Raw genomic sequence first — 25531 nt, forward strand, 5'->3', positions numbered from 1 at the left:
GCCCAGGAGATGCGGTCGGGGTCGGCGAGGTCGGCGACCAGGGCCCGGCGCGTGCGTCCCGGCCCCGCGGTGGCGGCTCAGCTCTCGTCGTTGTCGACCCAGCTCATGAGCTTGCGGAGCTTCTTGCCGGTGGTCTCGAGCAGGTGCTCGGAGTCGGCGCTCTTGTACTCGTTGTACTTCTTCAGACCGCCGTGGTACTCGTCCATCCAGGTCTTGGCGAAGGTGCCGTCCTGGATCTCGGCGAGGACCTTCTTCATCTCGGCCTTGGTGGCCTCGGTGATCACGCGGGGGCCGGTGATGTAGTCGCCCCACTCGGCGGTCTCGGAGACCGACCAGCGCATCTTCTCCAGGCCGCCCTCGTACATGAGGTCCACGATGAGCTTCAGCTCGTGCAGGCACTCGAAGTACGCGATCTCCGGCTGGTAGCCGGCCTCGGTCAGGACCTCGAAACCGGCCTTGACGAGCGCGGAGGCGCCACCGCAGAGGACGGCCTGCTCACCGAACAGGTCGGTCTCGGTCTCCTCGGTGAAGGTGGTCTTGATGACGCCGGCGCGGGTGCCGCCGATGCCGGCCGCGTACGAGAGCGCCAGCGCGAAGGCGCTGCCCGAGAAGTCCTGCTCGACGGCGGCGATGCACGGAACGCCGCGGCCCTCCTCGTACTGGCGGCGGACCAGGTGGCCCGGGCCCTTGGGGGCGACCAGGGCGACGTCCACGTTGGCCGGGGGCTTGATGAAGCCGTAGCGGACGTTGAAGCCGTGGCCGAAGAAGAGCGCGTCGCCCTCCTTGAGGTTGTCCTTGATGGACTCCTCGTAGACCTGGGCCTGGATCGGGTCCGGGGTGAGGATCATGATGACGTCGGCCTCGGCCGCGGCCTCGGCGACGGAGACCACGCGCAGGCCCTGCTCCTCGGCCTTGGCCTTGGACTTGGAGCCCTCCTGCAGGCCGACGCGGACGTCGACGCCGGAGTCACGCAGCGACAGGGCGTGGGCGTGACCCTGGCTGCCGTAGCCGATGACAGCGACCTTGCGGCCCTGGATGATGGAGAGATCGGCGTCGGACTCGTAGAACAGCTCGGCTGCCACTGGAAAACTCCTTGGTCTTGGTGCTTTGCGTCCACCGTACGGCGGGCGGTGAAGTTCGGGTGGGACGGTCTCGGTATACGGGCTCAGGCGCTGCGGTCGAGGGCGCGCAGGCTGCGGTCGGTGATCGACCGGCCGCCACGCCCTATGGCGATGGTGCCGGACTGGACCAGTTCCTTGATCCCGAACGGCTCGAGCATCTTGAGCATGGCCTCGAGCTTGTCGGCGCCGCCGGTGGCCTCGATGGTGACGGCCTCCGGGGAGACGTCGACCGTCTTGGCGCGGAAGAGCTGGACGATCTCGACGACCTGGGAGCGGGTCTCGTTGTCGGCGCGGACCTTCACCAGGACGAGTTCGCGCTGGATGGCGTGGGACGGCTCCAGCTCGACGATCTTGAGGACGTTGACCAGCTTGTTGAGCTGCTTGGTCACCTGCTCGAGCGGCAGGTCCTCGACGTTCACGACGATGGTGATGCGGGAGATGTCGGGGTGCTCGGTGACGCCGACCGCGAGGGAGTCGATGTTGAAGCCGCGGCGGGAGAACAGGGCGGCGATCCGGGCCAGGATGCCGGGGGTGTTCTCGACCAGGACGGAGAGCGTGTGCTTGGACATGTGAGTCGTTCTCTCTTTCGCTCTTCGCTCAGTCGTCTTCATTGTCGCCGAAGTCGGGGCGGACGCCCCGGGCCGCCATGACCTCGTCGTTGGAGGTGCCGGCGGCGACCATCGGCCACACCATGGCGTCCTCGTGGACGATGAAGTCGATGACCACCGGCCGGTCGTTGATGGCGTTGGCCTCGGCGATGACCTTGTCCAGGTCCGCCGGGTCCTCGCAGCGCAGCGCGACGCAGCCCATGGCCTCGGACAGCTTCACGAAGTCCGGGACGCGGGTGCCCTTGCGGGGCGCGTTGGACTCGCCGAGCTGGGAGCCGACGGTGCCGTGGCCGGTCTCGTCGGCGTGCAGCACGGTGTTGGAGTAGCGCTGGTTGTAGAACAGCGTCTGCCACTGGCGGACCATGCCCAGCGCGCCGTTGTTGATGATCGCGACCTTGATCGGGATGTTGTTCAGCGCGCAGGTGACCAGTTCCTGATTGGTCATCTGGAAACAGCCGTCGCCGTCGATCGCCCAGACCGTGCGCTCCGGGTGGCCGACCTTGGCGCCCATCGCGGCCGGGACCGCGTAGCCCATCGTGCCGGCGCCGCCGGAGTTGAGCCAGGTGCGGGGCTCCTCGTAGTCGACGAAGTGCGAGGCCCACATCTGGTGCTGGCCGACGCCGGCCGCGTAGATGGTGCCCTTGGGGGCGAGCTTGCCGATCCGCTCGATGACCTGCTGCGGCGAGAGCATGCCGTCGGTGGGCAGGTCGTAGCCGAGCGGGTAGGTCTCGCGCCAGCGGTTGAGGTCGGCCCACCAGGCGCTGTAGTCGCCGGTGTTGCCCTCGGTGTGCTCCGCCTGGACGGCCTGGATCAGGTCGGCGATGACCTCGCGGGCGTCGCCGACGATCGGGACGTCCACCGCGCGGTTCTTGCCGATCTCGGCCGGGTCGATGTCCGCGTGGATGATCTTGGCGAACGGGGCGAAGCTGTCGAGCTTGCCGGTGACGCGGTCGTCGAAACGGGTGCCGAGGGCGATCAGCAGGTCGGACTTCTGCAGGGCGGTGACCGCGGTGACCGCGCCGTGCATGCCCGGCATGCCGACGTGCAGCGGGTGGCTGTCGGGGAAGGACCCCAGGGCCATCAGGGTGGTGCTGACCGGGGCGCCGGTGAGCTCGGCCAGGACCTTCAGCTCCGCGGTGGCGCCGGACTTCATCACGCCGCCGCCGACGTACAGGACCGGGCGCTTGGCCTGGACGATCAGCTTGGCGGCCTCGCGGATCTGCTTGGCGTGCGGCTTGGTGACCGGCCGGTAGCCGGGCAGGTCCTGGGCCGGCGGCCAGCTGAAGGTGGTCCGCGACTGGAGGGCGTCCTTGGCGATGTCGACCAGGACCGGGCCGGGCCGGCCGGTGGAGGCGATGTGGAAGGCCTCGGCGATCGTCTTCGGGATGTCCTCGGCCCTGGTGACCAGGAAGTTGTGCTTGGTGATGGGCATCGTGATGCCGACGATGTCCGCCTCCTGGAAGGCGTCGGTGCCGATCGCCTTGGAGGAGACCTGGCCGGTGATCGCGACCAGCGGGACGGAGTCCATGTGGGCGTCGGCGATCGGGGTGACCAGGTTGGTGGCGCCGGGGCCGGAGGTGGCCATGCAGACGCCGACCTTGCCGGTGGCCTGCGCGTAGCCGGTCGCGGCGTGGCCCGCGCCCTGCTCGTGGCGGACCAGGATGTGACGGACCTTCTTGGAGTCCATCATCGGGTCGTACGCGGGGAGGATGGCGCCGCCCGGAATGCCGAAGACGGTGTCGCACCCCACCTCTTCGAGAGAACGGATGAGGGACTGCGCACCCGTGACGTGCTCGATCGCGGCGGTCTGCTGTCCGCCGGTACGGGCCCGCGGCTGCGGATGGTGGGCCCCGGAGGCCTGCTCGGTCATCGGCAATCTCTTCTCGAAGCTGAGGGTTTTTGCGGGGGTTCGGTTTTTGCCAGTGCAACAAAAAACCCCTCGTGCCGGATGGCAAGCGAGGGGAGCGCGTCGGGTGCGTTGAGCGGGGACATCAGGTGTCCAGCTTCAGCCGACGCGCTTTCCAAGTACGAGAATTCGGGTGCGCATGGCACTGACCCTCCCTCCGGCGGGAGGGGGATGTCAAGTGGGTGGGACGGACGTCTCACTATTTGAGCCCCTATGGAGGCTTCCCGGGCCGCTCCGGGCGCCACCCGCCAACGCCGGCAGGGCCGCCCCGCCGGGTACCGGGAACGTACCGCGGACCAGCGCGCGGCGCAGCCGGTATTCGTCGAGAGGGCCCGAGAAGGCCATGCCCTGGCCGTGCGTGCAGCCCATCGCCCGCAGCGCCAGCACCTGCTCCGGGAGGTCCACCCCGTCGGCCACCGACTGCATGCCCAGATCATTTGCGATCCGCAACAATCCAGCCGTGATCTTGTAGAGCCTGGCCGATTCGACCACGCCCTCGACCAGCCCCCGGTCGAGCTTGAGCACGTCCACCGGGAGCCGGCGCAGGGCGCTGATCGCCGCGTAGCCGCTTCCGAAGCCGTCCAGGGCGATCCGCACCCCGAGCCGCCGCAGGGCCGCCAGACGGCGCTCCAGCTCGTCGAAGGGCACCCTGGGGTCGCTGTCGGCCAGCTCCAGCAGCAGCGCCCCGGAGGGCAGGCCGTGCCGGGTCAGCAGGGCCTCCACGCCGCCGTGGGCCACCGAGCGGTCCAGCAGCCGGTCCGCGGACATCCGCACGGCCACGGGGGTGTCGTGCCCGGCGCGGTGCCGCTCGGCCGCCTGGGCCACCGCCTCCTCGATCAGCCAGCCGCCCAGCTCGGCCGCCCGGGCCCCGGGACCGGCCGCTCCCCCGCCGGACCCGCCGCCCTCACTGACCCGCAGGAACTCGGCGGGGGTGAAGACGATGCCCTGCGCGGAGCGCCAGCGGGGCTGCGCGGCGACCGCCGCCACCTCGCCGGTGGCCAGCGAGACCACCGGCTGGTGCAGCAGCGCGAACTCGCCTTCGTGGAGGGCCGTGCGCAGCCGGCCGGCCAGCTCGGCCCGGCGGACCACCTCGGCCTGCATCTGGGGGGCGTACAGCTCGACCCGGTCCTTGCCGCCGGCCTTGGCCCGGTACATCGCCAGGTCGGCGTTGCGCATCAGGTCCGAGGGGGTGATGCCGGGGTCGGCGAAGGCCACGCCGATGCTGGCGGCCACCCGGACCTCGGTGCCGGCGATCCGGTAGGGCCGCGAGAGGGTGGTCCGCAGCCGGTCGGCGATCTCGGTGACCTGGTACTCGCGGGCGGACCGCTCGCGGCTGCCGTCGCCCATGATCAGCGCGGCGAACTCGTCCCCGCCGAGCCGGGCGGCGGTGTCCCCGGCCCGGACGGAGTCCTGGAGCCGGCGGGCGGCCTCGATCAGGAGCTCGTCGCCCGCCTGGTGGCCGATGGTGTCGTTGACCGCCTTGAAGCCGTCCAGGTCGATGAAGAGCACGGCGGTGCTGTGGTCGCCGGCCCGGCGGCCGGTCAGCGCCTGCCGGACCCGGCGGGTGAACAGGGCGCGGTTGGGGAGGTCGGTGAGCGGGTCGTGCTCCGCGCTGTGCTGGAGCTGCGCCTGGAGCCGGACCCGCTCGGTGACGTCCCGGCTGTTGAGGATCAGGCCGCCCTGGTGGCGGTTGACGGTGGACTCCACATTGAGCCATTCCCCGGCCCCGGACTCGAAGCGGCACTCGATGCGGGTGGTGGGCTCCTCGGCGGGCGGCGCGGCGAGGAAGCGGCGGACCTCGTGGACCACCCGGCCGAGGTCGTCGGGGTGGATCAGGGTGGAGAGCTCGGTGCCGACCAGCTCCTCCGCCTCGCGGCCGTAGACGCCGGCGGCGGCGGGGCTGACGTACCGCAGTATCCCGGTCGGCGCGGCGATCATGATGACGTCGCTGGAGCCCTGGACCAGGGACCGGAAGTGGTTCTCCTTCTGGGCCAGTTCCTGGGTCAGGGCGATGTTGTCGAGCAGCATGATGCCCTGTCGGACGACCAGCGCGAGGACGACCGTGCAGCCGGTGAAGACGACCACCCGGTCCACCCGGCGGCCGTCGACGACGTTGTACAGGATCCCGAGGGTGCAGACGGCGGCGGCCAGGTACGGGGTGAGGGCCGGCAGCGAGCCGGTGATCGGCCGGCTGTGCGGGCGGGGGCCCCGCGGGAGTCCGGCCGGGTCGGCGTACGGCGGGCGGCGGGCGCCCCAGGGGGCGTACGCGAGCAGCAGCGAGCCCGCGAACCAGCCGGCGTCGAGCAGCTGTCCGGAGTGGTAACTGGCCCGCAGCAGCGGCGAGGTGAACAGGGCGTCGCTCAGCACGGTCAGGGCCAGGGCGGCGATGGCGGTGTTGACCGCGGAGCGGTTGCCGGCCGAGCGCCGGAAGTGCAGCACCAGCACCATCGAGACCAGCGCGATGTCCAGCAGCGGGTACGTGAGGGCGAGCGCGGCCTGGGCCACGCTGCCGGAGCCGGTGGTGGTGGCGGTCTGGGCGGTGTGCGCGAGGGCCAGGCTCCAGGAGAGCGTCAGCAGCGAGCCGCCGATCAGCCAGGAGTCGAGGGCCAGGCAGACCCAGCCGGCCCGGCTGACGGGGCGCTTGGCGAGGACCAGCAGGCCGACGATGGCGGGCGGCGCGAAGCACAGGAAGAAGAAGTCGGCGAGCGAGGGGCTGGGCACCGGCTCGTCGAGGACGACCTCGTACCAGCCCCAGATGGCGTTTCCGCAGGCGCCCATGAGGGAGGAGAACGCGAAGAGGAGCCAGGCGGGCCGCTCGCGGCTGGGGTTGGCGCGGGCGTAGTTGTAGCAGGAGACGGCGGCCAGCACGGCGGCCCCGCTCAGTCCGAAGTCGCCCATGAAGAGGGCGACTTCCTTGGACCCCCAGCCGAGGGCGGCGCCGACGGCGTAACCGCCGCAGACGACGGCGAGGACGAGCTGGTGCACCACGGTCCGCCCGCCGCCGGCCACCGGAGGGGGCTGGGTCAGGAGGGCGCCGGGGGCGCTCACCGGGGCTCCTTCGCCGCCGGGGTGGCCGGTTTCCGTGTGCGCGGATCGTTGGTCCATTGGCCGTACATCGCCCGTCGCCCCCCAAAGTGTCCGATCACTCCCCAGCGCCGTACGTTCGCGGCGCAGCCCCTGGTTCCGGACGATACACCAGTTTCGTCACTCAGGGACATAGCGTCTCTACTCAGCGTTACGATGAACGGAGTTACGGACACTTACCGCATGCACATGACTGCGGAGGGTTCCTCCGGGGGATCATCGCGTGACGAGCACCGTGTTCTCCAGCGCCGCGCCGGTGACGAAGCGGGTGAGCTGGGCGGCCAGCAGCCGCTTGGCCCGCGGCTCGAAAGCGGAGGTGCTGCCCCCCACATGAGGCGTGATCAGGACATGGGGGGCGTGCCAGAGCGGGTGGCCGGCCGGCAGCGGCTCCGGGTCGGTGACGTCCAGCGCGGCGCGCAGCCGGCCCGACTCCAGTTCGGCCAGCAGGGACTTGGTGTCGACCACCGGCCCGCGGGCGACGTTGACCAACAGGGCGCCGTCCTTCATCCGGGACAGGAAGTCCGCCCCGGCCAGCCCCTTGGTGTCGGGGGTGAGCGGGGTGGAGAGGATCACCACGTCGGCCCGGGGCAGCAGGTCCGGCAGCGCCGCCAGGGCGTGCACGGGCCCGCGCGGGGCGGTGCGGGCGGTGCGGGCGACCCGCTCGATCGCGGCGCACTCGAAGGGCGCCAGCCGGTCCTCGATGGCCGCGCCGACCGAGCCGTACCCCACGATCAGCACGGACTTGTCGGCCAGCGCGGGGTAGAAGCCGGCCCGCCACTCCTCGGCGTCCTGGCCGCGCACGAAGCCGGGGAAGCCGCGCAGCGAGGCGAGGACCAGGCCGAGGGTGAGCTCCGCGGTGCTGGCCTCGTGGACCCCGCGGGCGTTGCACAGCCGCACGCCGGGGGCCAGCAGCGGCAGGCCCGGCTCGACGTGGTCGATGCCGGCGGAGAGGGTCTGGACCACCTGCACCGCGGCCATGGCGGCCAGCGGCCGGACCGCGACCTCGGAGCCCTTCATGTACGGCACGACGTAGAAGTCGCAGTCCGCCGGGTCGGCGGGGTACTCCGGCCCGCCGTCCCAGAAGTGGTACGCGGGGCCCTCGGGGAGGCCCGCGATCTCATGGGGGTGGAACGGCAGCCACACATCAGTAGTCATGATCAGGAGGCTATGCGAAGCGGCCGCGCACCGAACGGTTAGTTTGGGGTGGCCGGCGAGGGAGGGGTACGGGCAGGTGGAGCGCAGGACTATCGGGGCCTCGGCGCTGGCGGTGGGGGCGGTCGGCCTCGGCTGCATGCCGATGAGCTGGGGGTACACGGCGTCCCGGCGCAGCAAGGAGAGTTCGCTGCGCACGGTGCACGCGGCCCTGGACGAGGGCGCGGACCTGCTGGACACCGCGGACATGTACGGGCCGTTCACCAACGAACTGCTGGTGGGGCGGGTGCTCAAGGAGCGGCGCGGGGAGGCCTTCGTCTCCACCAAGTGCGGTCTGCAGGTGGGCGACCAGCACATCGTGACCAACGGCCGGCCCGGCTACGTCCGGCGGGCCTGCGACGCCTCGCTGCGGCGGCTGGGCACCGACGTGATCGACCTCTACCAGCTGCACCGGCCCGATCCGGACGTGCCGGTGGAGGAGACCTGGGGTGCGCTGGCGGAGCTGGTGGGTGCGGGCAAGGTCCGGGCGTTGGGCTTCTGCGCGGTCGGGGCCCGGCCGGCCCGCGGGGCGGCCCGGTCCGGGCGGCACCCGGGCCGGACGGGCCGGGGCGCGTCCCGGTTTGCAGTGACGATCCGCCAGTTGGAGCGGGTCCAGCAGGTGTTCCCGGTCAGCGCGGTGCAGGCGGAGCTGTCGGTGTGGTCCCCGGAGGCCCTGGAGACGCTGCTGCCGTGGTGCGCGGCGCGCGGGGTGGGGGTGCTGGCCGCGATGCCGCTCGGCAGCGGCTTCCTGACCGGCACGCTCACCCCCGGCCAGGGCTTCGAGCCGGAGGACGCGCGGGCCCGGCACCCGCGGTTCACGGGTGAGGCGATGGCGGCGAACCAGCCGCTGCTGGCGGGGCTGCGGCGGGTGGCGCGGCGGCACGGGCCGACGGTGACCGCGGCGCAGGTGGCGCTGGCCTGGGTGCTGGCCCAGGGGCCGCACGTGGTGCCGGTGCCGGGCGCCAAGCAGGAGCGGTGGGCGGTGGAGAACGCCCGGGCGGCCCGGGTGCTGCTGACCGCGGCCGACCTGGCGGAGATCGCGGCGCTGCCGGTGGCGGCCGGCTCCTGGGAGGAGTGACCCCGGGTCCGGCAGGCCGTGGGGCCCGGCGCCCGCAATCCACTCGATCGGATGTACGAGTGGCGGAACCGCGCAGACCCCGGTCACGGTTGGGGAAGGTGGGGCGGGGCATCGGCCTGCCGAGGGAAGGGAGCGCGCCATGCGGGAGCGATCGAGCGGTGACGGGGACGGCCGCCGGACCGGGCACGGGACGCCCGGAGGCCTGCGGCGGTTGGTGCGGGCGGGGGCGCTCGGCTGCTGCGGGGTGCTGCTCGCGGCCGGCTGCTCCGGTGGCGGCGGCTCCCCGGAGGCCTCGGGGCCGTCGTCCGCGCCGCCGGCCCGGACGGGCACCGCCGCGGCCGCCACCGCGGCACCGGCGAAGGGCTCGGTCACCGTCGGGCGGACGGTCGCGACCGGGCTGCGCAGCCCCTGGGGCGTGGTGGAGCTGCCGGGCGGGGACCTCCTGGTGGCCTCGCGGGACGAGGGCACGATCACGCGGGTGGCCCGGGACACCGGCCGCACCACCCCGGTCGGCGAGGTCCCGGGGGTGGCCCCCGGCGGCGAGGGCGGGCTGCTGGGCCTGGCGCTCTCCCCCGACTACGCGAAGGACCACCTGGTCTACGCGTACTTCACGACCGTCTCGGACAACCGCATCGCCCGGCTGCGGTACGACGCGCAGCGCCCCGCCGGGGAGCGGCTGGGCGCACCCGACACGATCCTGCGGGGCGTCCCCAAGGGCTCGATCCACAACGGCGGCCGGATCGCCTTCGGCCCGGACGGCATGCTGTACGCCGGCACCGGCGAGACCGGGCAGCGCGGGCTTGCCCAGGACAAGGCCTCCCTGGCGGGCAAGATCCTGCGGATGACCCCGGACGGCCGGCCCGCCCCGGACAACCCGTTCCCGGGCTCCCTCGTGTACTCCTACGGCCACCGCAACGTCCAAGGACTGGCCTGGGACGCGGAGAAGCGGCTGTGGGCCGCCGAGTTCGGCCAGGACACCTGGGACGAGCTCAATCTCGTCGAGCCGGGCGGCAACTACGGCTGGCCGGTGGTGGAGGGGAAGGCCGGGCGGGCCGGGTACCGGGATCCGGTGGCCTGGTGGCACCCCTCGGAGGCCTCCCCCAGCGGGATCGCCTACGCCCGGGGCTCGATCTGGATGGCGGGGCTGCGGGGCGCCCGGCTGTGGCGGATCCCGCTGGCCGGGACCCGCCCGGCCGCCGCGCCCGAGGCCTTCCTCGCCGGGGAGTACGGCCGGCTCCGGACCGTGCTCCCGACCGCGGCCGGTCTCCTCCTGGTCACCAGCGAGACGGACGGCCGGGGCACCCCTTCGGCCGGGGACGACCGGATCCTGGAGCTCGCGGTGCGCTGAGCCGGGCGGCGGGCCGGGGGCCCGGCCGGCTCAGCCCGCCGGCTGCGCGACCGGGGTGAAGAGGCGCAGCCGGTGGGCCAGGGCGGCGGCCTCGCCGCGGCCGGCCACGCCCAGCTTGGTGAGGATGTTGGAGACGTGCACGCTGGCGGTCTTCGGGGAGATGAACAGCTCCTCGGCGATCTGCCGGTTGCTGCGCCCCTGGGCCACCAACTGCAGCACGTCCCGCTCCCGGCTGGTCAGCCCCAGCGCCTCCACCGGGTCCGCCTCCGGCTGCGGCCCGGCCGGCTCCTCGGTCTCGGCGAGCGAGAGCCGGGCGCGCTGCGCCAGCAGCTCCAGGTCCTCCCGCAGCCGCCGGGCGCCCAGCTCCCCGGCGACGGCCAGCGCCGCGCGCAGCTGCACGGCGGCGGCCGCCCGGTCGCCGCCCGCGGTCAGCAGGGCCTCGCCCAGCCGGTGCCGTACCCGGGCCAGCAGGTACGGCCGCTCCAGCGGGCGCAGCGCCGCCTCGGCCTCCGTCCAGTCGGCGACCGTGTCCCGGTCCTCGGCGCGCAGCAGCTCGGCGCGGACGAAGGCGGCGTACGCCTTCCAGACCGGCTGGAGCGCGGCCAGGGCCTTGGCGGCGGTCCGGAGCAGGTCCAGGGCCCCGGCCCGGCCGGCGTCGGCGGCCGGCAGGCCCCGGGCGTCGGCCTCCGCGGCGGCCGCGGCCAGCAGCAGCGGCCAGGCGTACCGGTGATTGCCCGGCGGGATGCCGCCCTCGACGGCGCGGGCGGCCGCGGCCCGCACGTCCAGGATCCGGCCCTCGGCCGCCGCGATGCCGACGGCCAGCCGGTGCAGCGGGATGTGGTGCTGCGGCTGGGTGTCGTGCATGCCCAGGTGGCCCTGGGCGGCGGCCAGTTGGGCGGCGGCCTCGGAGAGTTCGCCGCGGCCGAGCGCCACGTGCGCCAGCCAGGTGGCGGCGGAGCCGCGGGGTTTGGCGCTCTGGGCGGTCTCCAGCGCGCGCCGGGCCGCGGCGGTCGCCTCCGCCCAGCGCCCCTGGGTGTACAGCGACTCGCTCTTGTTGCCCTGCAGCCAGGCCTCGGTGTCCCGCAGCCGGTAGCCGCGGACCAGTCCGATGCCCTCGTCGGCCAGCGCCACCGCGTCGGCCGAGCGGCCGTTGCCCTCCAGCTGGCAGGCCAGGTTGATGAAGGACCGGCCCAGCAGCGGCATCAGCCCGCGCGCCAGGGCCTGTTCCTTGACCTCGTACATCTGGGCCAGGCCGGCCGCCGGGTCGCCGGCGTCGATCACCAGGCTGCCCAGGGTGAGGCGGGCGTTGAGCTCGACCTCCTCGGCCCGCACCAGCCGGGCCACCTCCACGGCCCGCTCGGCGAGCGGGATGTTGTCGGGGCCGGGGCGGTGCAGCATGCCCCAGCTCGCCGCGTGCGACAGCACCTCGGCGTGCACCTGCGAGGGGGCCAGGCCGCGCACCAGCTCCTGGGCGGTGCCCAGTTCGGCCCAGCCGTCGCCGCGGGCCAGGCTGGACATCAGCTTGGAGCGCTCGGTCCAGAACCACGCGGCCCGCAGCGGGTCCTCGCCGTCCTCCTCGAGGAGCCGCAGCGCCATCTTGGTGAGCTTGAGGGCGCGTTCGCGCTCGCCGCCGAACCGGGCCGCGAGGGTGGCCTCGGCGAGCAGGTCCAGCCGGCTCAGGGGGGCGGTGGCGGGGTCGCAGCCGCAGGGCGGGTAGACCTCGGTGTAGTCGGCCGGCCGCAGGGTGGCGCGCACCTCCTCGGGAGCGTCCTCCCACAGGTCGATGGCCCGCTCCAGGAGCCGCAGCTGCTCGGAGTAGGCGTACCGGCGGCGGGCGGCGACGGAGGCGTCGAGGGCGGCGGGCAGCGCCTTGGCCGGCTCGTGGGCGTAGTACCAGTAGCTGGCCAGCCGGATCACCCGCTCGTCGGCGCGCACCAGCGTCCCGTCGGCCTCCAGGGCCTCGGCGTAGCGGCGGTTGACGCGGGAGCGCTCGCCGGGCAGCAGGTCGTCGCTGACCGCCTCCCGGACCAGGGAGTGCCGGAAGCGGTAGCCGTCGCCCTCGGGGGTGGCCAGCAGGATGTTGGCGGTGACGGCCGCCCGCAGCGCCTCGATCAGGGCGTCCTCGGAGAGCTGGGCGACCGCGCACAGCAGCGGGTACTCGACGGTGGAGCCGCCCTCGGCGACCAGCCGGACCACCCGCTGCGCGCTCTCCGGCAGCACCTCGACGCGGACCAGGAGCAGGTCGCGCAGGGATTCGGTGAGCCCGGCGGGGCAGCTGCCGCTGCCGCAGGCGACCAGCTCCTCGACGAAGAAGGCATTGCCGTCGGAGCGGGCGAAGACCTGGTCGACGAAGGGCTCGGCGGGCTCGGCGGCGAGGATGCCGGCGAGCTGGCGGCGCACCTCGGCGCGGGTGAAGCGGGAGAGCTCGAGCCGCTGGACGGTGCGCAGCCGGTCCAGTTCGGCGAGCAGGGGGCGCAGCGGGTGCCGGCGGTGCACGTCGTCGGCGCGGTAGGTGGCGACGACGACCAGCCGGCCGGCGGTCAGCGTGCGGAAGAGGTAGGAGAGCAGGTGCCGGGTGGAGGCGTCGGCCCAGTGCAGGTCCTCGAGCACGAGGACGACGGTGCGGTCCGCGGCCAGGCGTTCCAGCAGCCGGGCGGTGAGTTCGAAGAGGCGGGCGGTGCTCTCCTCGTCGTGCGGGCCCCGGGAGGTCTCGCCCAGCTCGGGCAGGATCCGGGCCAGTTCCTCCTCCTGGCCGTCGGCGGCCGCGGTGAACTCCTCGGGCAGCCGGCGCTGGAGGGCGCGCAGGGCGGCGGAGAAGGGGGCGAAGGGAAGTCCCTCCGCCCCTATCTCCACACAGCCGCCGACGGCCACCACGGCCTCGCGCCGGGTGGCCTCGGCGATGAACTCCTCGGTGAGGCGGGTCTTGCCGACGCCCGCCTCCCCGCCGATCAGCAGGGCCTGCGGCTCGGGTGCGGCCGCGCGGTCGAGGGCGTCGGTGAGCCGGGCCAGTTCGTCGGCCCGTCCGACGAACACCGGGCTGACGGATCTGGTTTCCACGCCGCCGAGCATCGCACAAAGATCCGTTACGACGGCAGGGGGTGGTGGCTGGCTTCTCATCTGATGAGCCGGTGGCGGGGGCGGGTGGCCCGGCCGCGCTACGCGGCGCGGGTGAAGCTGCGCCGGTCGGCGGCCACGCCGGCGGTGGCCACCGGGCCGTTCTTGCGGCCGCGCCGGCGACCGGCCTCGGCCGCCTCCTTGGCCAGCCGGTGTGCGGCGGCCTCGCGGATGAGCTCGTTGCGACGGAAGGCGGCGATCTCGTACTCGAACATCTCGTTCTCCCCTGTGAGTCTTTCCTGTCCACCTCGTTCGGTGTGATCCAAGAATCCCGCGCCAGGGGGTGCCGCCGCATCGGGCGGGTGCCGCATCTCGGCGGCCCGGGGGGCCTTAGGCGCCGCCCCGTTCGCCGCCCCGGGGGCCTAAGGCGGGCCCCGGACCGCCTAGGAGGGGGGTCCGGGGCCTCAGGACGGCCGGGTTCCGGGGGCTCAGGCCGCCTTGGGCAGGGGCAGCAGGACGTCCCCGTACATCAGGCCGGCGATGATCATGCCGATGACGCCGAGGGCGACGGCGCCCCAGGCCAGGGCCCGGATCCAGACGGGGAGCACCCGGCCGGGGGCGCCGAAGGCGGGGCGGGCCAGGACGAACAGCGCGACCAGCACCGCGAGCAGCGAGAAGGCGCCGTTGACCAGGGCGGTCTGGTGCCAGGCGTCGCCGTAGAGGGCGGAGATCTTCTCGGCGGTGGAGGTGGCGTCGGTGCTCTTGATCTGGCCGATGAGGGTCTGCCGCTCGGCGACGACCCGGGAGACCCAGGTGCCGCTGAGGGCGGCGAGGCCCAGGCCGGCGGCGGCCACGGCCCCGGCGCCCGCGCCGACCGGGGCCGGCGCGGCGGCCCCGTCGGCGGCCGGCTGCTCGTCGGCGAGCCCGTCCGGGTCCAGGGCGTCCTGGTCCGCGTCCTGGTCCAGGGCGTCGAGCAGGTCCTCGTCGGGCTTCTCGCCGACGACGGGGTCCGTCCCGGTCCGGGGCTCCGCCGCCTCGTCGGAAGCGGCGGTCGGGGCGTCGGTGTTCTTGGTGTCCATGCGGGGCACCGTAGGCGGCGTTTCTGAGAGCACCCTGAGAGCCCCCGCCCGCCGCCCGGGGTGGGTCAGTCCCGGGACCAGTCGCGGCCGAGCAGGGCCCAGACCTCGGTGGACTGGCGGGTTCCGCGGTGCAGGTAGTTCTCCCGCATGACGCCTTCGAGGGTGAAGCCGAGCCGCTTGGCGACCGCGATGCTCTTCTCGTTGTCGGTGCAGACGTGCCACTCGACCCGGTGCATCCCGCGCACGGTCACGGCGTAGTCGATCAGCTCGCGGCAGGCGGCGCTGACCAGGCCCCGGCCGGCCGCGGCGGGCTCCAGCCAGCAGCCGACCTCGCAGTTGCCGCCGGCCGGGTCGAAGGCCGGGTAGAGCACGCCGCCGCGCAGCACGCCCTCGACCCAGATGCCGAAGAAGCGGGGGCCGTCCTCGGCGTTCTTGAGGGCGAAGGTGCGCAGCAGGGTGCGGGCCGACTCCAGGTCGGTGGCGCGGTCGGGGAAGCCGACGTACTGGCCGATGAACTCGCGGCCGCGGTCGATGTGGGCCAGGAACTCCTCGGCGTGCCACACCTCGAGCGGCTTGAGCTGGGCGTCCTCGGCCAGGTCTATCGCGAACATGCGGTGGTCCTTCGGGTGGTTGCCGGGATACGGGTCTACCGGGATGCGGGTACGGAGGCGGCCGCCTCGGCGCTGTTCTCGCCGGGCCGCTGCGCGGGAAGTGTCGCACGGCCGTCGGTCTCGGGGGGCTCGATGCTGATCCTCGGGAGCCGCCGGTCGAGCCAGCCGGGCAGCCACCAGTTGGCCCCGCCGAGCAGGTGCATCAGGGCCGGGACCAGCAGGGTGCGCAGGACGAAGGCGTCCAGGGCCACGGCGGCGGCGAGCGCGATGCCGAACATCGCGATGATCCGGTCCCCGCTGAGGACGAAGGCGAGGAAGACGGAGATCATGATGATCGCGGCGGAGTTGATCACCCGGCTGGTCTCGGCCAGCCCCACCCGCACCGCGCGCCGGTTGTCGCCGGTCTCCAGCCACTCCTCGTACATCCGGCTGACCAGGAAGACCTGGTAGTCCATGGAGAGCCCGAAGAGCACCGACACCATGATCACCGGCAGGAAGGGCTCGATCGGGCCCGCGCTGCCCAGGCCCAGCAGCTCGCTGCCCCAGCCCCACTGGAAGACCGCGACGACGATCCCGAAGGAGGAGGCGACGGCGGCGACGTTCATGGCGGCGGCCTTGAGCGGGATGCCGAGGGAGCGGAAGGCGAGCAGCAGGAGCAGGCAGCCGAGGGCGATGACCACGCCCACGAAGAGCGGCAGCTTGCCGACGATCACCTCGGCGAAGTCGTCGTAGCCGGCGGTCACCCCGCCGACGTGGACCTGCAGGGTGGTGCCGTCCTCGGCGGCCGGGATGACCTGCTCGCGCAGCCGGTCCACCAGCTCGCTGGTCGCCCGGGACTGCGGCGAGGAGTCGGGGACGACGGGGATCAGGGCGGTGTCGGCGCTGCGGTTGAGGACCGCGGGCCCGGCGGCGGCCACGCCCTCGGTGGTGCGGACCGAGGCGGCCAGCTGCTCGAGGGCGATCCGGTCCCGGGCGCCGTCCAGCTGCGCGACCAGGGTCAGGGGGCCGTTGACGCCCGGGCCGAAGCCGTCGGCGAGCAGGTCGTAGGCCTTGCGGGTGGTGGCGGTGGCCGGGTTGTTGCCCTGGTCGGAGGTGCCGAGGTGGAGGGAGAGGGCGGGCAGCGCGAGGACCGCCATGATCAGCGCGGCGACGGTGCCGAGCAGCTTGGGGTGCCGTTCGACGAAGGCCGACCAGCGGGCCGCGAAGCCGGTGGGGGTCTCCGGCCGGGGCCCTTCCTCGGCGAGGGTGCGGCGCTCGCGGCGGGAGAGGGCGCGCGGCCCGATGTACGAGAGGAGGGCCGGCAGCAGGGTCACCGAGGCGGCGACGGTGAGGACCACGGTGAGGGAGGCGGCCAGCGCCACGCCGTTGAGGAAGTCCAGCCGCAGCACCAGCATGCCGAGCAGGGCGATGCAGACGGTCGCGCCGGCGAAGACCACGGCCCGGCCGGTGGTGGCGACCGCGCTGCGGGCGGCCTCCTCGACGGTCAGGCCGCGTTTGAGGCCCTTGCGGTGCCGGGTGACGATGAAGAGCGCGTAGTCGATGCCGACGCCGAGGCCGATGAGGGTGCCGAGCATGGGCGCGAAGTCGGCGACGCCCATGACGTGGCCGAGCAGGGTGATGCCGGCGTACGCGGTGCCCACGCTGACCAGGGCGGTGGCCAGCGGCAGCAGGCTGGCGGCCAGCGAGCCGAAGGCGAGGAAGAGCACCACGCCGGCCACGACCACGCCGATGACCTCCGCGAAGTGGGCGCCGGGGGCCTCGGTGAGCTGGACGGCCCGGCCGCCGAGCTCGACCTGGAGCCCGTCGCCGGCGGCGCCCTTGGCGGTGTCGACCACGGCCTGGGCCTGGGCCTTGGGTACGGAGTCGGCGGGCCGGTCGAAGGTGACCACGGCGTAGGCCGTGCGGCCGTCCGCGCTGATCTGGGCGATGCCCTCGCGGACGTACGGGCTGGTCACGGCGGCGACCCCGGGCAGCGCGGCGATCTCGTCGAGGGTCTGGCTCATGCGCTGCTCGACGGCGGGGGCGCGGGTGCCGGCGGGGCCGGTGGTGTGCCAGACGACGGTGTCGGTGTCGCCGCCCTGGCCGTGGAAGCCCTCGCGCAGGAGGGCGTCGGCCCGGCCGGACTCGGTGCCCGGGACCGCGTAGTCGTTGGAGTAGGCGGAGCCGGCGAGGGTGGCGGCGGTCGCGGTGCCGCCGAGCGCGAGGAGCCAGAGCAGGACGACGACGAGGCGGTGCCGCAGGCACCACCGGGCGATTGCTGCCAACGGGCTGCTCCCTGGTGGATCGGATCTTTACGGGAGAAGCCCGTGCGCAAAGAACAACGAAGCGAAGGACCGGCGGGGACGGACGGGCCCGGGGGGTCCCGGCGCGAATGCCCCATTACCGCCATACTCCGTCACGATGGCAGCTCTTCGTGATCGTTGGTCCGTTTCGTGCGCATCGTCACAGGGGGCGGGGCCGGGCTGGGACTTTCGTACGAGGCGACCGGGCCGAGGGGCCCGTGCGGGCGGGTGCCGGAGGTCGGCCGGGGACGGGTCAGTTGCGGGTGTTGAGGAAGCCCACCACGACCGCGCCCCACCAGCACAGCTGGGAGAGGAGGGCGGTGCCGCCGGCCCAGGCGAGGGTCCGGGGGCCGGGGGCCTGGGGGGCGTTGAGGCGGCGGGTGAGCAGGCCCGCCTGGAGGCCGTTGACGGTGAGCAGGGCGACGAGGACCAGCTTGGTCCGGGTCAGCGGCGAGCTCAGGTCGGGGTGCAGCATCAGCCCGCTGGCCACCAGGCCGCCCAGGCCCGCCCAGATCGGGGTGTGCAGTCGGGAGGTGACGGCCAGGGCCTCGCCGAGGGAGGCGCGGCCCAGCAGCCAGAGGGCGCCGAACCAGTCGGCGGCGAGCACGGCGCCGAAGCCGAGGGCAAGCGAGGCCAGGTGCACGAAGAGTGCCGTCTCGTGCAGGACCGGGTCGGTCCGGACGTGCACGGAGAACCACAGCCCCCCGACGAGCAGCACCAGCGCCGTGAGCGCTGCGGCGGCCACGGTCCACCAGGAGTCGTACATCCGCACCGGCCGGAGGACCGGCACGGACGGGGCGGTGGTGGGTACGGCGGACACGGGCGACTCCCTGCACTACGAACGGGCAGGTAAGGCTTACCTAAGAAATAAGGACCCCGTCAAGCTCCGTCCGGCACCTGGTACCCGGCCACGGACGGCCACCGGACGGTGAGCACCACCGAGTCCTCCTCCGCCTCCCAGGAGTGGTCCACCCCCTTGCCCCACACGACGTAGTCGCCCTGCTCGGCGAGGACCACGCTGCGGCCGGGGAACTCCAGCCGGAACCGCCCGCTGACGAGCACCTGGAGGGCGGTGCGGTGTTCGCCGCGCACCCACCGGGCCCGCCGCTCCCCGCGCGGGTGGACGCCCCACTTGATCTCCACGTCCTCGCTGCGCCGGGGGTCGCCGGGGTCCTTGAAGTGGCCGAGCAGCCAGCCCCGGTCGAGCGGGGCGTCCCGGCCGGCGTTGCCCACGTACACGTCGGCGGGCGGGTCCGTGTCGTCGCTGGTCATGTACCGGAGGGTAGGCCGCCGGGCCGGTTGCGGGTGGGTAAACCGGTTGCCGGGGGGTGGGGGTGGTGTTGAGGTGTGGGCATGGCTGCGAATGAAGATCATCAGGATGTGCTGGCGCGGTACGACCGCGAGATGCGACGGGGGGCCGTGCCGGACGGGCCCGGGGCGCGGGTGGAGCGGGTGGGGGCGGTGGTCCGGCAGACCGCCGGCCCGCTGGGATGGAACGGCGTGCTCTGGTCCGGGCTGGACGAGGACACCGCGGACGCCGCGATCGCCGAGCAGGTGGCGCACTTCGCCGCCCTGGACGGCGGCGCCGGCCGGGCCTGGGAGTGGAAGCTCTACGCCCACGACGGCCCGGCCGACCTCGCTGACCGGCTCCGCGCGGCCGGCTTGGAGCAGGGCGAGGCGGAGGCCGTGATGGTCGCGCCGGTCGCCTCGCTGCCCCAGGAGCCGGCCCTGGCGCCCGGCCTGCGGCTGGCCGCGGTGACCGACGAGGCCGGGGTCGACCTGATGTCGCAGGTGCACGACCTGGCCTTCGGGGTGCCCCGCCCGGACCTCCGCTTCCAGCTGCTGGAGCAGATCGAGAAGCGGCCGGAGACCGTCGCGGCGGTGGTCGCGCTGGCCGAGACCCCCGACGGCGAGGTCCCGGTGAGCGCGGCCCGCCTGGAGATGCTGCCGGGGGCCTCCTTCGCGGGCCTGTGGGGCGGCGGCACGGTCGAGGGCTGGCGCGGCAAGGGCGTCTACCGCGCGCTGGTGGCCTACCGTGCCGCGATCGCGGCCGAGCGCGGCATCCCCTACCTCCAGGTGGACGCCTCCCCCATGAGCCGGCCGATCCTGGAGCGGCTGGGCTTCAGCCGCCTGACCACGACCTGGGAGTTCAACTCCCGCCCCTGAGCGGCCTGCTGGGGCCGGACCGCCCACCTCCGGGGCGCAGGCCCTAGGGTGCAGACCATGACCATCGAACGCATCGGACCGCCCCTGAGGGGATCGGAGCGCGAGACCCTGCGCACCTTCCTCGACTTCCACCGCGCCACCCTCGCCATGAAGTGCGAGGGGCTGACCGACGAGGAGCTGGCCCGCCGCTCGATGCCGCCCTCGACGCTCTCACTACTGGGCCTGGTCCGGCACATGGCCGAGGTCGAACGCACCTGGTTCCGGCGGACCATGAACGCCGAGGACATCCCGCTGCGCTGGTCCCCCGAGGGGGACTTCCAGGCCGCGTACGACACCACGGGCGCCACCGGCGCCGAGGCCTTCGCCGCCTGGGAGGAGGAGGTCGGGCACTCCCGCGCGATCGAGGCGGCGGCCGAGTCCCTGGACGTGACCGGGTACAACAAGAGGTGGGAGGAGGACGTCTCGCTGCGGCTGGTGATGCTGCACCTGATCCACGAGTACGCCCGGCACAACGGCCACGCCGACCTCCTCCGCGAGGGCGTGGACGGCACCGTCGGCGCCTGACTCCCGCCCGCCCCGCGACAGCTGACGGCCAGTCAGAAGGTGCCGTGGCGTGCCATGTTCTCCAGCGTCCGGGAGAGCGTGCCGATCAGGGCGGCCTTGACCCGGCGCGCCTCGCGGGTGTCCACGTGCACGCAGTTCAGGTGGATCCCGGCGTCACTGCGGAACACCCACAGGAACATGCCGTTCGTCGCGGGGACCGAGGTGTACCCGGCCACCCGGCGGGCGGCGTGCCGGGCGGCGCCGGGGACGGCCCGGTAGTCCATGTACGAGGAGAAGTTCACCGCGTGCGGCCACGGCCGGGCGTAGTGCTCGGGGGCGAGCAGCCGCAGCATCACCACGAAGGGGATCCGGCCGGCCCGGACCATCCGCGTCGAGGCGTCCCGGACCCCGGCCACGGTCGGTGCCAGCTCGGCCCCCTCCGGCACCGGGAACTCGACGGGGACCAGGTTGACGAACCAGCCCGCGCCGTGGGCGTGCCGGCCCCGGCCGCGGGTGCTCACCGGCACCAGCGCGCGGTGCACGTCCGGGCCGCCCTCCGCGCGCAGGCTGACGCCGAGGGCGGCGAGGACCCCGGCGGGCACGCCCGCGCCCAGGGTCCGCAGCCGGGCCTCCAGGGCCGCGGCCCCGGCGCGGTCCAGCAGCGGGTCGGTGGAGTTGACCGCGGGGGCCCCGGCGCCGGGTTCGATCCCGAGGTCCAGGGGGAACTTCGGGAACGGCCCGCCGTTGCGGGCGATGAAGCCGCGCCAGGGGGCCAGCGCGGCGTCGTCCGGACGGGCCGCCGCGGCGCGCTCCCGCTCCGCGCGCCCGTGGTCGAGGAAGCCGCCCGGCAGGGGCAGTTGCGGCTGCCGGCCGGCCGCGAAGGCCTCGTAGGCGGTGGCGACGTCATGGACGAGGACCATCAGGGACGTGCCGTCGGTGACGAGGTGGTCGCAGACGAGGTGGACCGTGGCCGAGTCCCGGCGGACCGTCGCCCCCATCACGAACCAGGGCCCCCGGCGGGTGTCCGTGCTGCGCAGGAAACGCTCTGCGTAGGCGCGGGCCTCGGCCGTCGAGGCCGTGGTGCCCCGGTCGATCCGCTCCAGTTTGACGTCCGCCGGCTCGGCGACCTCGATGTCGAGCCCGCCGGCCGCCGAGGGCCGGAAGTCGCAGCGCAGCACCTCGTGCCGGCGCACGCAGTGGAGCAGCGCGGCCTCCAGCGCCGGCTCGTCCAGCCGGCCGTCGATCTCGAAGGTGACGGCGAAGGAGTCGGTGCGCGGACCGGGCCGCCCGTCGGGGTCCTCGGCCTGGCCCGGGGGCGGCGCGCAGGCGACGAAGTGGTACTCCTGGTTGTGGGAGGGCGTCCGGCCGGGCGCCGGGGTGCCGCCCGTGACGGTGTGGACGCGCCATTCGACGGCCCGCCCGGGTGCGATGACCAGTTCCGGGCCGGGGAGTTGCAGCACCGCTCGGTGTCCTTTCAGGCGGTCGGGAACTGCCCGGTGCGGGCGACCTGCTCCATCGTCCGGACCAGGGTGCCGACGAGGGCCGCCTTGGTGGCGCGGGCCCGGGGGGTGTCCACGAAGATGGACTGCAGGTGCAGCCCGGTGTCGTTGCGGTGGAACCAGAAGAAGATGCCGTTGCTGTGCGAGGTGGAGACGTACGTGCGGGCCTGCCGCGCCAGCTGGCGGTCCGCTCCCGGGGTCCGCCGGTAGTCCAGGTAGGAGAAGAAGCTCACCGCCAACGGCCATACCTGCGGCCCCTCCTGACCCTCCGTGAGCAGGTCGAAGACCCGGACGAAGGGGGCGTCGAGGTACGGGCGCATCGCGTCCAGGGCGCCGTGCGCGCCCGCCAGCACCGCGGCGAAGTCCAGGTCGGGCGAGACCGGGAACTCGACCGGCAGGGTGTTCACGAACCAGCCCATGCCGTGCTCCCGGGGCCCCCGGCCGCGGGTGTTCACCGGCAGCACGGCGCGGTAGACGTCCGTACCGCCCGCCCGTCCGACGCAGGCGCCGAAGGCGGCCAGCACGCCGCTCGCGGCCCGGCCGCCCAGCGCCCGGCAGCGGGCCTCGAAGGCGTCGAGGCGGTCGGCCGGCAGCAACGTGTCGGCCTCGTTGGCGGCGCGGTACAGGACCCCCGGCTCGATGCCCAGGTCCAGCGGGAAGGTCGGGAAGAGCCGTCCGTCGTTGCGCGCGGCGAAGCCCTTCCAATGATCCAGCAGCGGGTGGTCCGGGCCGGTCGCCGCGCCCCGCCGCCGCTCGGCGCGCGCGTGGTCGAGGAAGCCGCCCGCCTCGGGGAGCACCGGCTCCCGGCCCGCGGCGTACGCCGCGTAGGCCTCGGCGACGTCGCGGCAGGCGACGGGGGTCGAGACCCCGTCGGTCAGCAGGTGGTCGCAGGCGAGGTAGACGGTGGTGGACTCCTCGCGGACCATCGCGCCCATGACGATCCAGGGCCCGCGCAGGGTGTCGGTGCCCCCCAGGAAGCGTCGTACGTACGCGCGGGCCCCGTCCGCGGAATCGATCCGCCCGGCGTCCACGCACTCCAGCTTCACGTCCTGCGGGGGCACGACCTCCACGGCGAGCGCGTCCCCGGCCTCCCTGAAGACGCAGCGCAGCACCTCGTGACGGCGGACCAGGTGCAGCAGGGCGGCCTCCAGCGCGCCCCGGTCCAGGGGACCCTCGATCTCGAAGGACCCGCCGATGAAGGAGGAGTAACCGACTTCCGCCGCACGGAGGTTGCGGGCGACGGAGAAGTGGTCCTGCTGGTTGTACGAGGCGAGGGGGGCCGGGCGTCCGGGGTCGTCGGGGAGCCCGGCGGCGCCCGCGGCCGAGACCGTCCACTCCAGGGCGTGTCCGGGGGCCGTCCGCATGTCCTCGACGGGCAACTGCAGCACGCGTGGCGCCTTCCTGATCGTCGTCGCATCGCTGGCGGGTCCGGGACCGCGGGGACGCGGACGGCGATGACCGGCGGAGCCGTTCCGCCCCGGTCCGCCGCCCGGGGTTCATGCACCAGTAACGAGCCGGAGCGCCCACGGTGACGCCGGACCCCGACCGGGCGGGAAACCGCGAACGCCCCTCTCCCCGGGGCGGGGAGAGGGGCGTTCGGCGTCAGCGGGCCGCTGCCGGGGTCGCTCAGGCGTCGGTGACGCCCAGCTTCTCCAGGATGAGCTCCTTGACGCGGGCGGCGTCGGCCTGGCCGCGGGTGGTCTTCATGACCGCGCCGACCAGGGCGCCGACCGCCTGGACCTTGCCGCCGCGGATCTTGTCCGCGATGCCGGCGTTGCCCGCGATGGCCTCGTCCACGGCCGCGCCGAGCGCGCCCTCGTCCGAGACGACCTTCAGGCCGCGCTTCTCGACGACCTCGTCCGGGCCGCCCTCGCCGGCGAGGACGCCTTCGAGGACCTGGCGGGCCAGCTTGTCGTTCAGGTCACCGGCGGCGACCAGCGCCGCCACCCGGGCCACCTGGGCCGGGGTGATGGGCAGCTCGTCGACGACCACGCCCTGCTCGTTGGCGTTGCGGGCCAGCTCGCCCATCCACCACTTGCGGGCGGCGACGGAGTCCGCACCGGCCTCGATGGTGGCGACGATCGAGTCCACGGCACCGGCGTTGAGGATCGACTGCATGTCGAACTCGCTGATGCCCCACTCCTGCACGAGCCGGTTGCGGCGCACCCGCGGCATCTCCGGCAGACCGGCGCGCAGCTCCTCGACCCACTCACGGGCCGGGGCGACCGGGACCAGGTCCGGCTCCGGGAAGTACCGGTAGTCCTCGGCGTTGTCCTTGATGCGCCCCGAGGTGGTGGAGCCGTCGTCCTCGTGGAAGTGACGGGTCTCCTGCACGATCGAGCCGCCGGACTGCAGGACGGCGGCGTGCCGCTGGATCTCGAAGCGGGCGGCCCGCTCCACCGAACGCAGTGAGTTGACGTTCTTCGTCTCCGAGCGGGTGCCGAACTTCTCGACGCCGTGCGGGCGCAGCGACAGGTTCACGTCGCAGCGCATCTGGCCCTTGTCCATCCGGGCCTCGGAGACGCCCAGCGCCTTGATGACCTCGCGCAGCTCGGCCACGTACGCCTTGGCCACCTCGGGGGCCCGCTCGCCGGCGCCCTCGATCGGCTTGGTGACGATCTCGATCAGCGGGATGCCGGCCCGGTTGTAGTCCAGGAGGGAGTGCGAGGCGCCGTGGATGCGACCGGTGGCACCGCCCACGTGCGTGGACTTGCCGGTGTCCTCCTCCATGTGGGCGCGCTCGATCTCCACGCGGAAGACCTCGCCGTCCTCGAGCTGGACGTCCAGGTAGCCGTTGAAGGCGATCGGCTCGTCGTACTGCGAGGTCTGGAAGTTCTTCGGCATGTCCGGATAGAAGTAGTTCTTCCGGGCGAAGCGGCACCACTGCGCGATCTCGCAGTTCAGCGCGAGACCGATCTTGATCGCCGACTCGATGCCGATCGCGTTCACGACCGGCAGGGCGCCCGGCAGACCCAGACAGGTCGGGCAGGTCTGCGAGTTGGGCTCGGCGCCCAGCTCGGTGGAGCAGCCGCAGAACATCTTGGTGCGGGTGCCGAGCTCGACATGGACCTCCAGGCCCATGACGGGGTCGTACGACGCCAGCGCGGCGTCGTACGAAAGGAGTTCGGTGACGGTCACGATGAAACTTTCCCTCTCAGCCCAGCAGGACGTCGTCGTCGCCGAGGCGCTTCAGCTCGCGGTACAGGATCGCGAGGCCGGTCACGATGGCGGCGGCGGACACCACAGCGTCGACCAGCTTCAGCGTGTCGTGCTCCGAGCGGGCCTTCTTGGCCTGCTTGACCACGCTCAGCGCGCCGAAGGCGGTGGTGCCGATGGACAGGTACGTACCGGACTTGGACTTCTTGAAGCCCTTGGCCTTGGTCAGTGCATTGCTCACAGCGACGGTGCCTCCTCCAGCAGCGGGTGACCCCAGCGCGCGACGAAGGCGGCCTCGACGGCGGCGCCCACCTTGTAGAGGCGGTCGTCCTTCATGGCGGGGGCGATGATCTGCAGACCGACCGGCAGGCCGTCCTCCGGCGCCAGGCCGCAGGGCAGCGACATGGCGGAGTTGCCGGCCAGGTTGGTCGGGATGGTGCACAGGTCCGCCAGGTACATCGCCATCGGGTCGTCGGCGCGCTCGCCGATCGCGAAGGCGGTGGTCGGGGTCGTCGGGGAGACGATCACGTCGACCTGCTCGAAGGCCTTGTCGAAGTCCTGCGAGATGAGGGTGCGGACCTTCTGGGCGGAGCCGTAGTACGCGTCGTAGTAGCCGGAGCTCAGCGCGTACGTGCCCAGGATGATGCGGCGCTTGACCTCGGGGCCGAAACCGGCCTCGCGGGTCAGGGCGGTGACGTCCTCGGCCGACTTCGTGCCGTCGTCGCCGACCCGCAGGCCGTAGCGCATGGCGTCGAAGCGGGCCAGGTTCGAGGAGCACTCCGACGGCGCGATCAGGTAGTACGCC

At 73.5% G+C, this 25531-nt stretch carries 21 protein-coding genes; 4 read left to right on the forward strand and 17 right to left on the reverse strand.

Translation table 11 applies throughout. From position 1 onward, the window contains the following. Positions 1-77 precede the first annotated feature (77 nt). The 5 genes from ilvC to AB0O40_RS32140 all read right to left on the reverse strand — a co-directional run bounded on the left by ilvC (position 78) and on the right by AB0O40_RS32140 (position 7874). The gene (ilvC, locus tag AB0O40_RS32120; protein WP_365048972.1) at positions 78-1082 is read right to left on the reverse strand and encodes a ketol-acid reductoisomerase; all 1005 of its coding nucleotides are present in this window, start codon (positions 1080-1082) and stop codon (positions 78-80) included. A gap of 83 nt (positions 1083-1165) precedes the next feature. Further along, positions 1166-1690: an acetolactate synthase small subunit gene (gene ilvN / locus AB0O40_RS32125; RefSeq protein WP_365048974.1), complete on the reverse strand. Its 525-nt coding sequence runs from the start codon at positions 1688-1690 to the stop codon at positions 1166-1168. 28 nt (positions 1691-1718) lie between these two features. Next, positions 1719-3599 (reverse strand): acetolactate synthase large subunit, encoded by a 1881-nt coding sequence (locus AB0O40_RS32130; RefSeq protein WP_365048976.1) that lies wholly within the window; start codon positions 3597-3599, stop codon positions 1719-1721. Between the two features lie 210 nt (positions 3600-3809). Beyond that, positions 3810-6662 (reverse strand): EAL domain-containing protein, encoded by a 2853-nt coding sequence (locus AB0O40_RS32135; RefSeq protein WP_365049011.1) that lies wholly within the window; start codon positions 6660-6662, stop codon positions 3810-3812. A 273-nt stretch (positions 6663-6935) separates the two neighbouring features. Next, entirely contained in the window at positions 6936-7874 is a 939-nt protein-coding gene (locus tag AB0O40_RS32140) for a 2-hydroxyacid dehydrogenase (protein ID WP_365048978.1), read from the reverse strand. Between the two features lie 76 nt (positions 7875-7950). On the opposite strand from AB0O40_RS32140, the gene AB0O40_RS32145 reads away from it, so the two are divergent. Continuing rightward, positions 7951-8988 (forward strand): aldo/keto reductase, encoded by a 1038-nt coding sequence (locus AB0O40_RS32145; RefSeq protein WP_365048980.1) that lies wholly within the window; start codon positions 7951-7953, stop codon positions 8986-8988. A 139-nt stretch (positions 8989-9127) separates the two neighbouring features. Next, positions 9128-10336, forward strand: coding sequence for a PQQ-dependent sugar dehydrogenase (locus AB0O40_RS32150; RefSeq protein ID WP_365048982.1), 1209 nt, complete (start codon positions 9128-9130; stop codon positions 10334-10336). A 30-nt stretch (positions 10337-10366) separates the two neighbouring features. Here AB0O40_RS32150 and AB0O40_RS32155 read toward each other — a convergent pair whose 3' ends face one another. From AB0O40_RS32155 to AB0O40_RS32185, 7 genes are all read right to left on the reverse strand, one after another. Next, complete coding sequence (locus tag AB0O40_RS32155; RefSeq protein ID WP_365048984.1) at positions 10367-13405, reverse strand: AAA family ATPase; 3039 nt, start codon at positions 13403-13405, stop codon at positions 10367-10369. Positions 13406-13491: 86 nt separating this feature from the next. Next, positions 13492-13665 carry a hypothetical protein gene (locus tag AB0O40_RS32160; RefSeq protein WP_365048986.1) on the reverse strand — a complete coding sequence of 58 codons (174 nt, stop codon included), beginning with the start codon at positions 13663-13665 and terminating at the stop codon, positions 13492-13494. Between the two features lie 213 nt (positions 13666-13878). Next, complete coding sequence (locus tag AB0O40_RS32165) at positions 13879-14469, reverse strand: hypothetical protein (protein ID WP_365048988.1); 591 nt, start codon at positions 14467-14469, stop codon at positions 13879-13881. Between the two features lie 65 nt (positions 14470-14534). Then, complete coding sequence (locus AB0O40_RS32170) at positions 14535-15080, reverse strand: GNAT family protein (RefSeq protein WP_365048990.1); 546 nt, start codon at positions 15078-15080, stop codon at positions 14535-14537. Positions 15081-15115: 35 nt separating this feature from the next. Continuing rightward, the gene (locus AB0O40_RS32175) at positions 15116-17344 is read right to left on the reverse strand and encodes an MMPL family transporter (RefSeq protein ID WP_365048992.1); all 2229 of its coding nucleotides are present in this window, start codon (positions 17342-17344) and stop codon (positions 15116-15118) included. A gap of 271 nt (positions 17345-17615) precedes the next feature. After that, positions 17616-18182, reverse strand: a complete 567-nt coding sequence (locus tag AB0O40_RS32180; RefSeq protein ID WP_365048994.1) for a hypothetical protein — start codon at positions 18180-18182, stop codon at positions 17616-17618. Between the two features lie 59 nt (positions 18183-18241). Beyond that, complete coding sequence (locus AB0O40_RS32185; protein ID WP_365048996.1) at positions 18242-18634, reverse strand: signal peptidase I; 393 nt, start codon at positions 18632-18634, stop codon at positions 18242-18244. An 81-nt stretch (positions 18635-18715) separates the two neighbouring features. Here AB0O40_RS32185 and AB0O40_RS32190 point away from each other — a divergent pair, with 81 nt between their 5' ends. Then, the gene (locus AB0O40_RS32190; protein ID WP_365048998.1) at positions 18716-19528 is read left to right on the forward strand and encodes a GNAT family N-acetyltransferase; all 813 of its coding nucleotides are present in this window, start codon (positions 18716-18718) and stop codon (positions 19526-19528) included. 57 nt (positions 19529-19585) lie between these two features. After that, positions 19586-20092, forward strand: coding sequence for a DinB family protein (locus AB0O40_RS32195; RefSeq protein WP_365049000.1), 507 nt, complete (start codon positions 19586-19588; stop codon positions 20090-20092). A 32-nt stretch (positions 20093-20124) separates the two neighbouring features. On the opposite strand, the gene AB0O40_RS32200 is transcribed toward AB0O40_RS32195, so the two are convergent. The 5 genes from AB0O40_RS32200 to AB0O40_RS32220 all read right to left on the reverse strand — a co-directional run. After that, entirely contained in the window at positions 20125-21531 is a 1407-nt protein-coding gene (locus tag AB0O40_RS32200; protein WP_365049002.1) for a condensation domain-containing protein, read from the reverse strand. A gap of 14 nt (positions 21532-21545) precedes the next feature. Then, the gene (locus AB0O40_RS32205) at positions 21546-22958 is read right to left on the reverse strand and encodes a condensation domain-containing protein (RefSeq protein WP_365049003.1); all 1413 of its coding nucleotides are present in this window, start codon (positions 22956-22958) and stop codon (positions 21546-21548) included. A gap of 238 nt (positions 22959-23196) precedes the next feature. Continuing rightward, positions 23197-24708: an Asp-tRNA(Asn)/Glu-tRNA(Gln) amidotransferase subunit GatB gene (gene gatB / locus AB0O40_RS32210; protein ID WP_365049005.1), complete on the reverse strand. Its 1512-nt coding sequence runs from the start codon at positions 24706-24708 to the stop codon at positions 23197-23199. Between the two features lie 16 nt (positions 24709-24724). Continuing rightward, entirely contained in the window at positions 24725-24967 is a 243-nt protein-coding gene (locus AB0O40_RS32215) for a hypothetical protein (RefSeq protein ID WP_365049007.1), read from the reverse strand. Beyond that, positions 24964-25531, reverse strand: a 568-nt coding sequence (locus AB0O40_RS32220; protein ID WP_365049009.1) for an amidase family protein, incomplete at its 5' end; no start/stop codon positions are given. The genes AB0O40_RS32220 and AB0O40_RS32215, both read right to left, overlap by 4 nt.

It is taken from the genome of Streptomyces sp. NPDC089919 (genome assembly GCF_040684615.1).
In the GTDB taxonomy this organism is placed as follows: domain Bacteria; phylum Actinomycetota; class Actinomycetes; order Streptomycetales; family Streptomycetaceae; genus Streptomyces.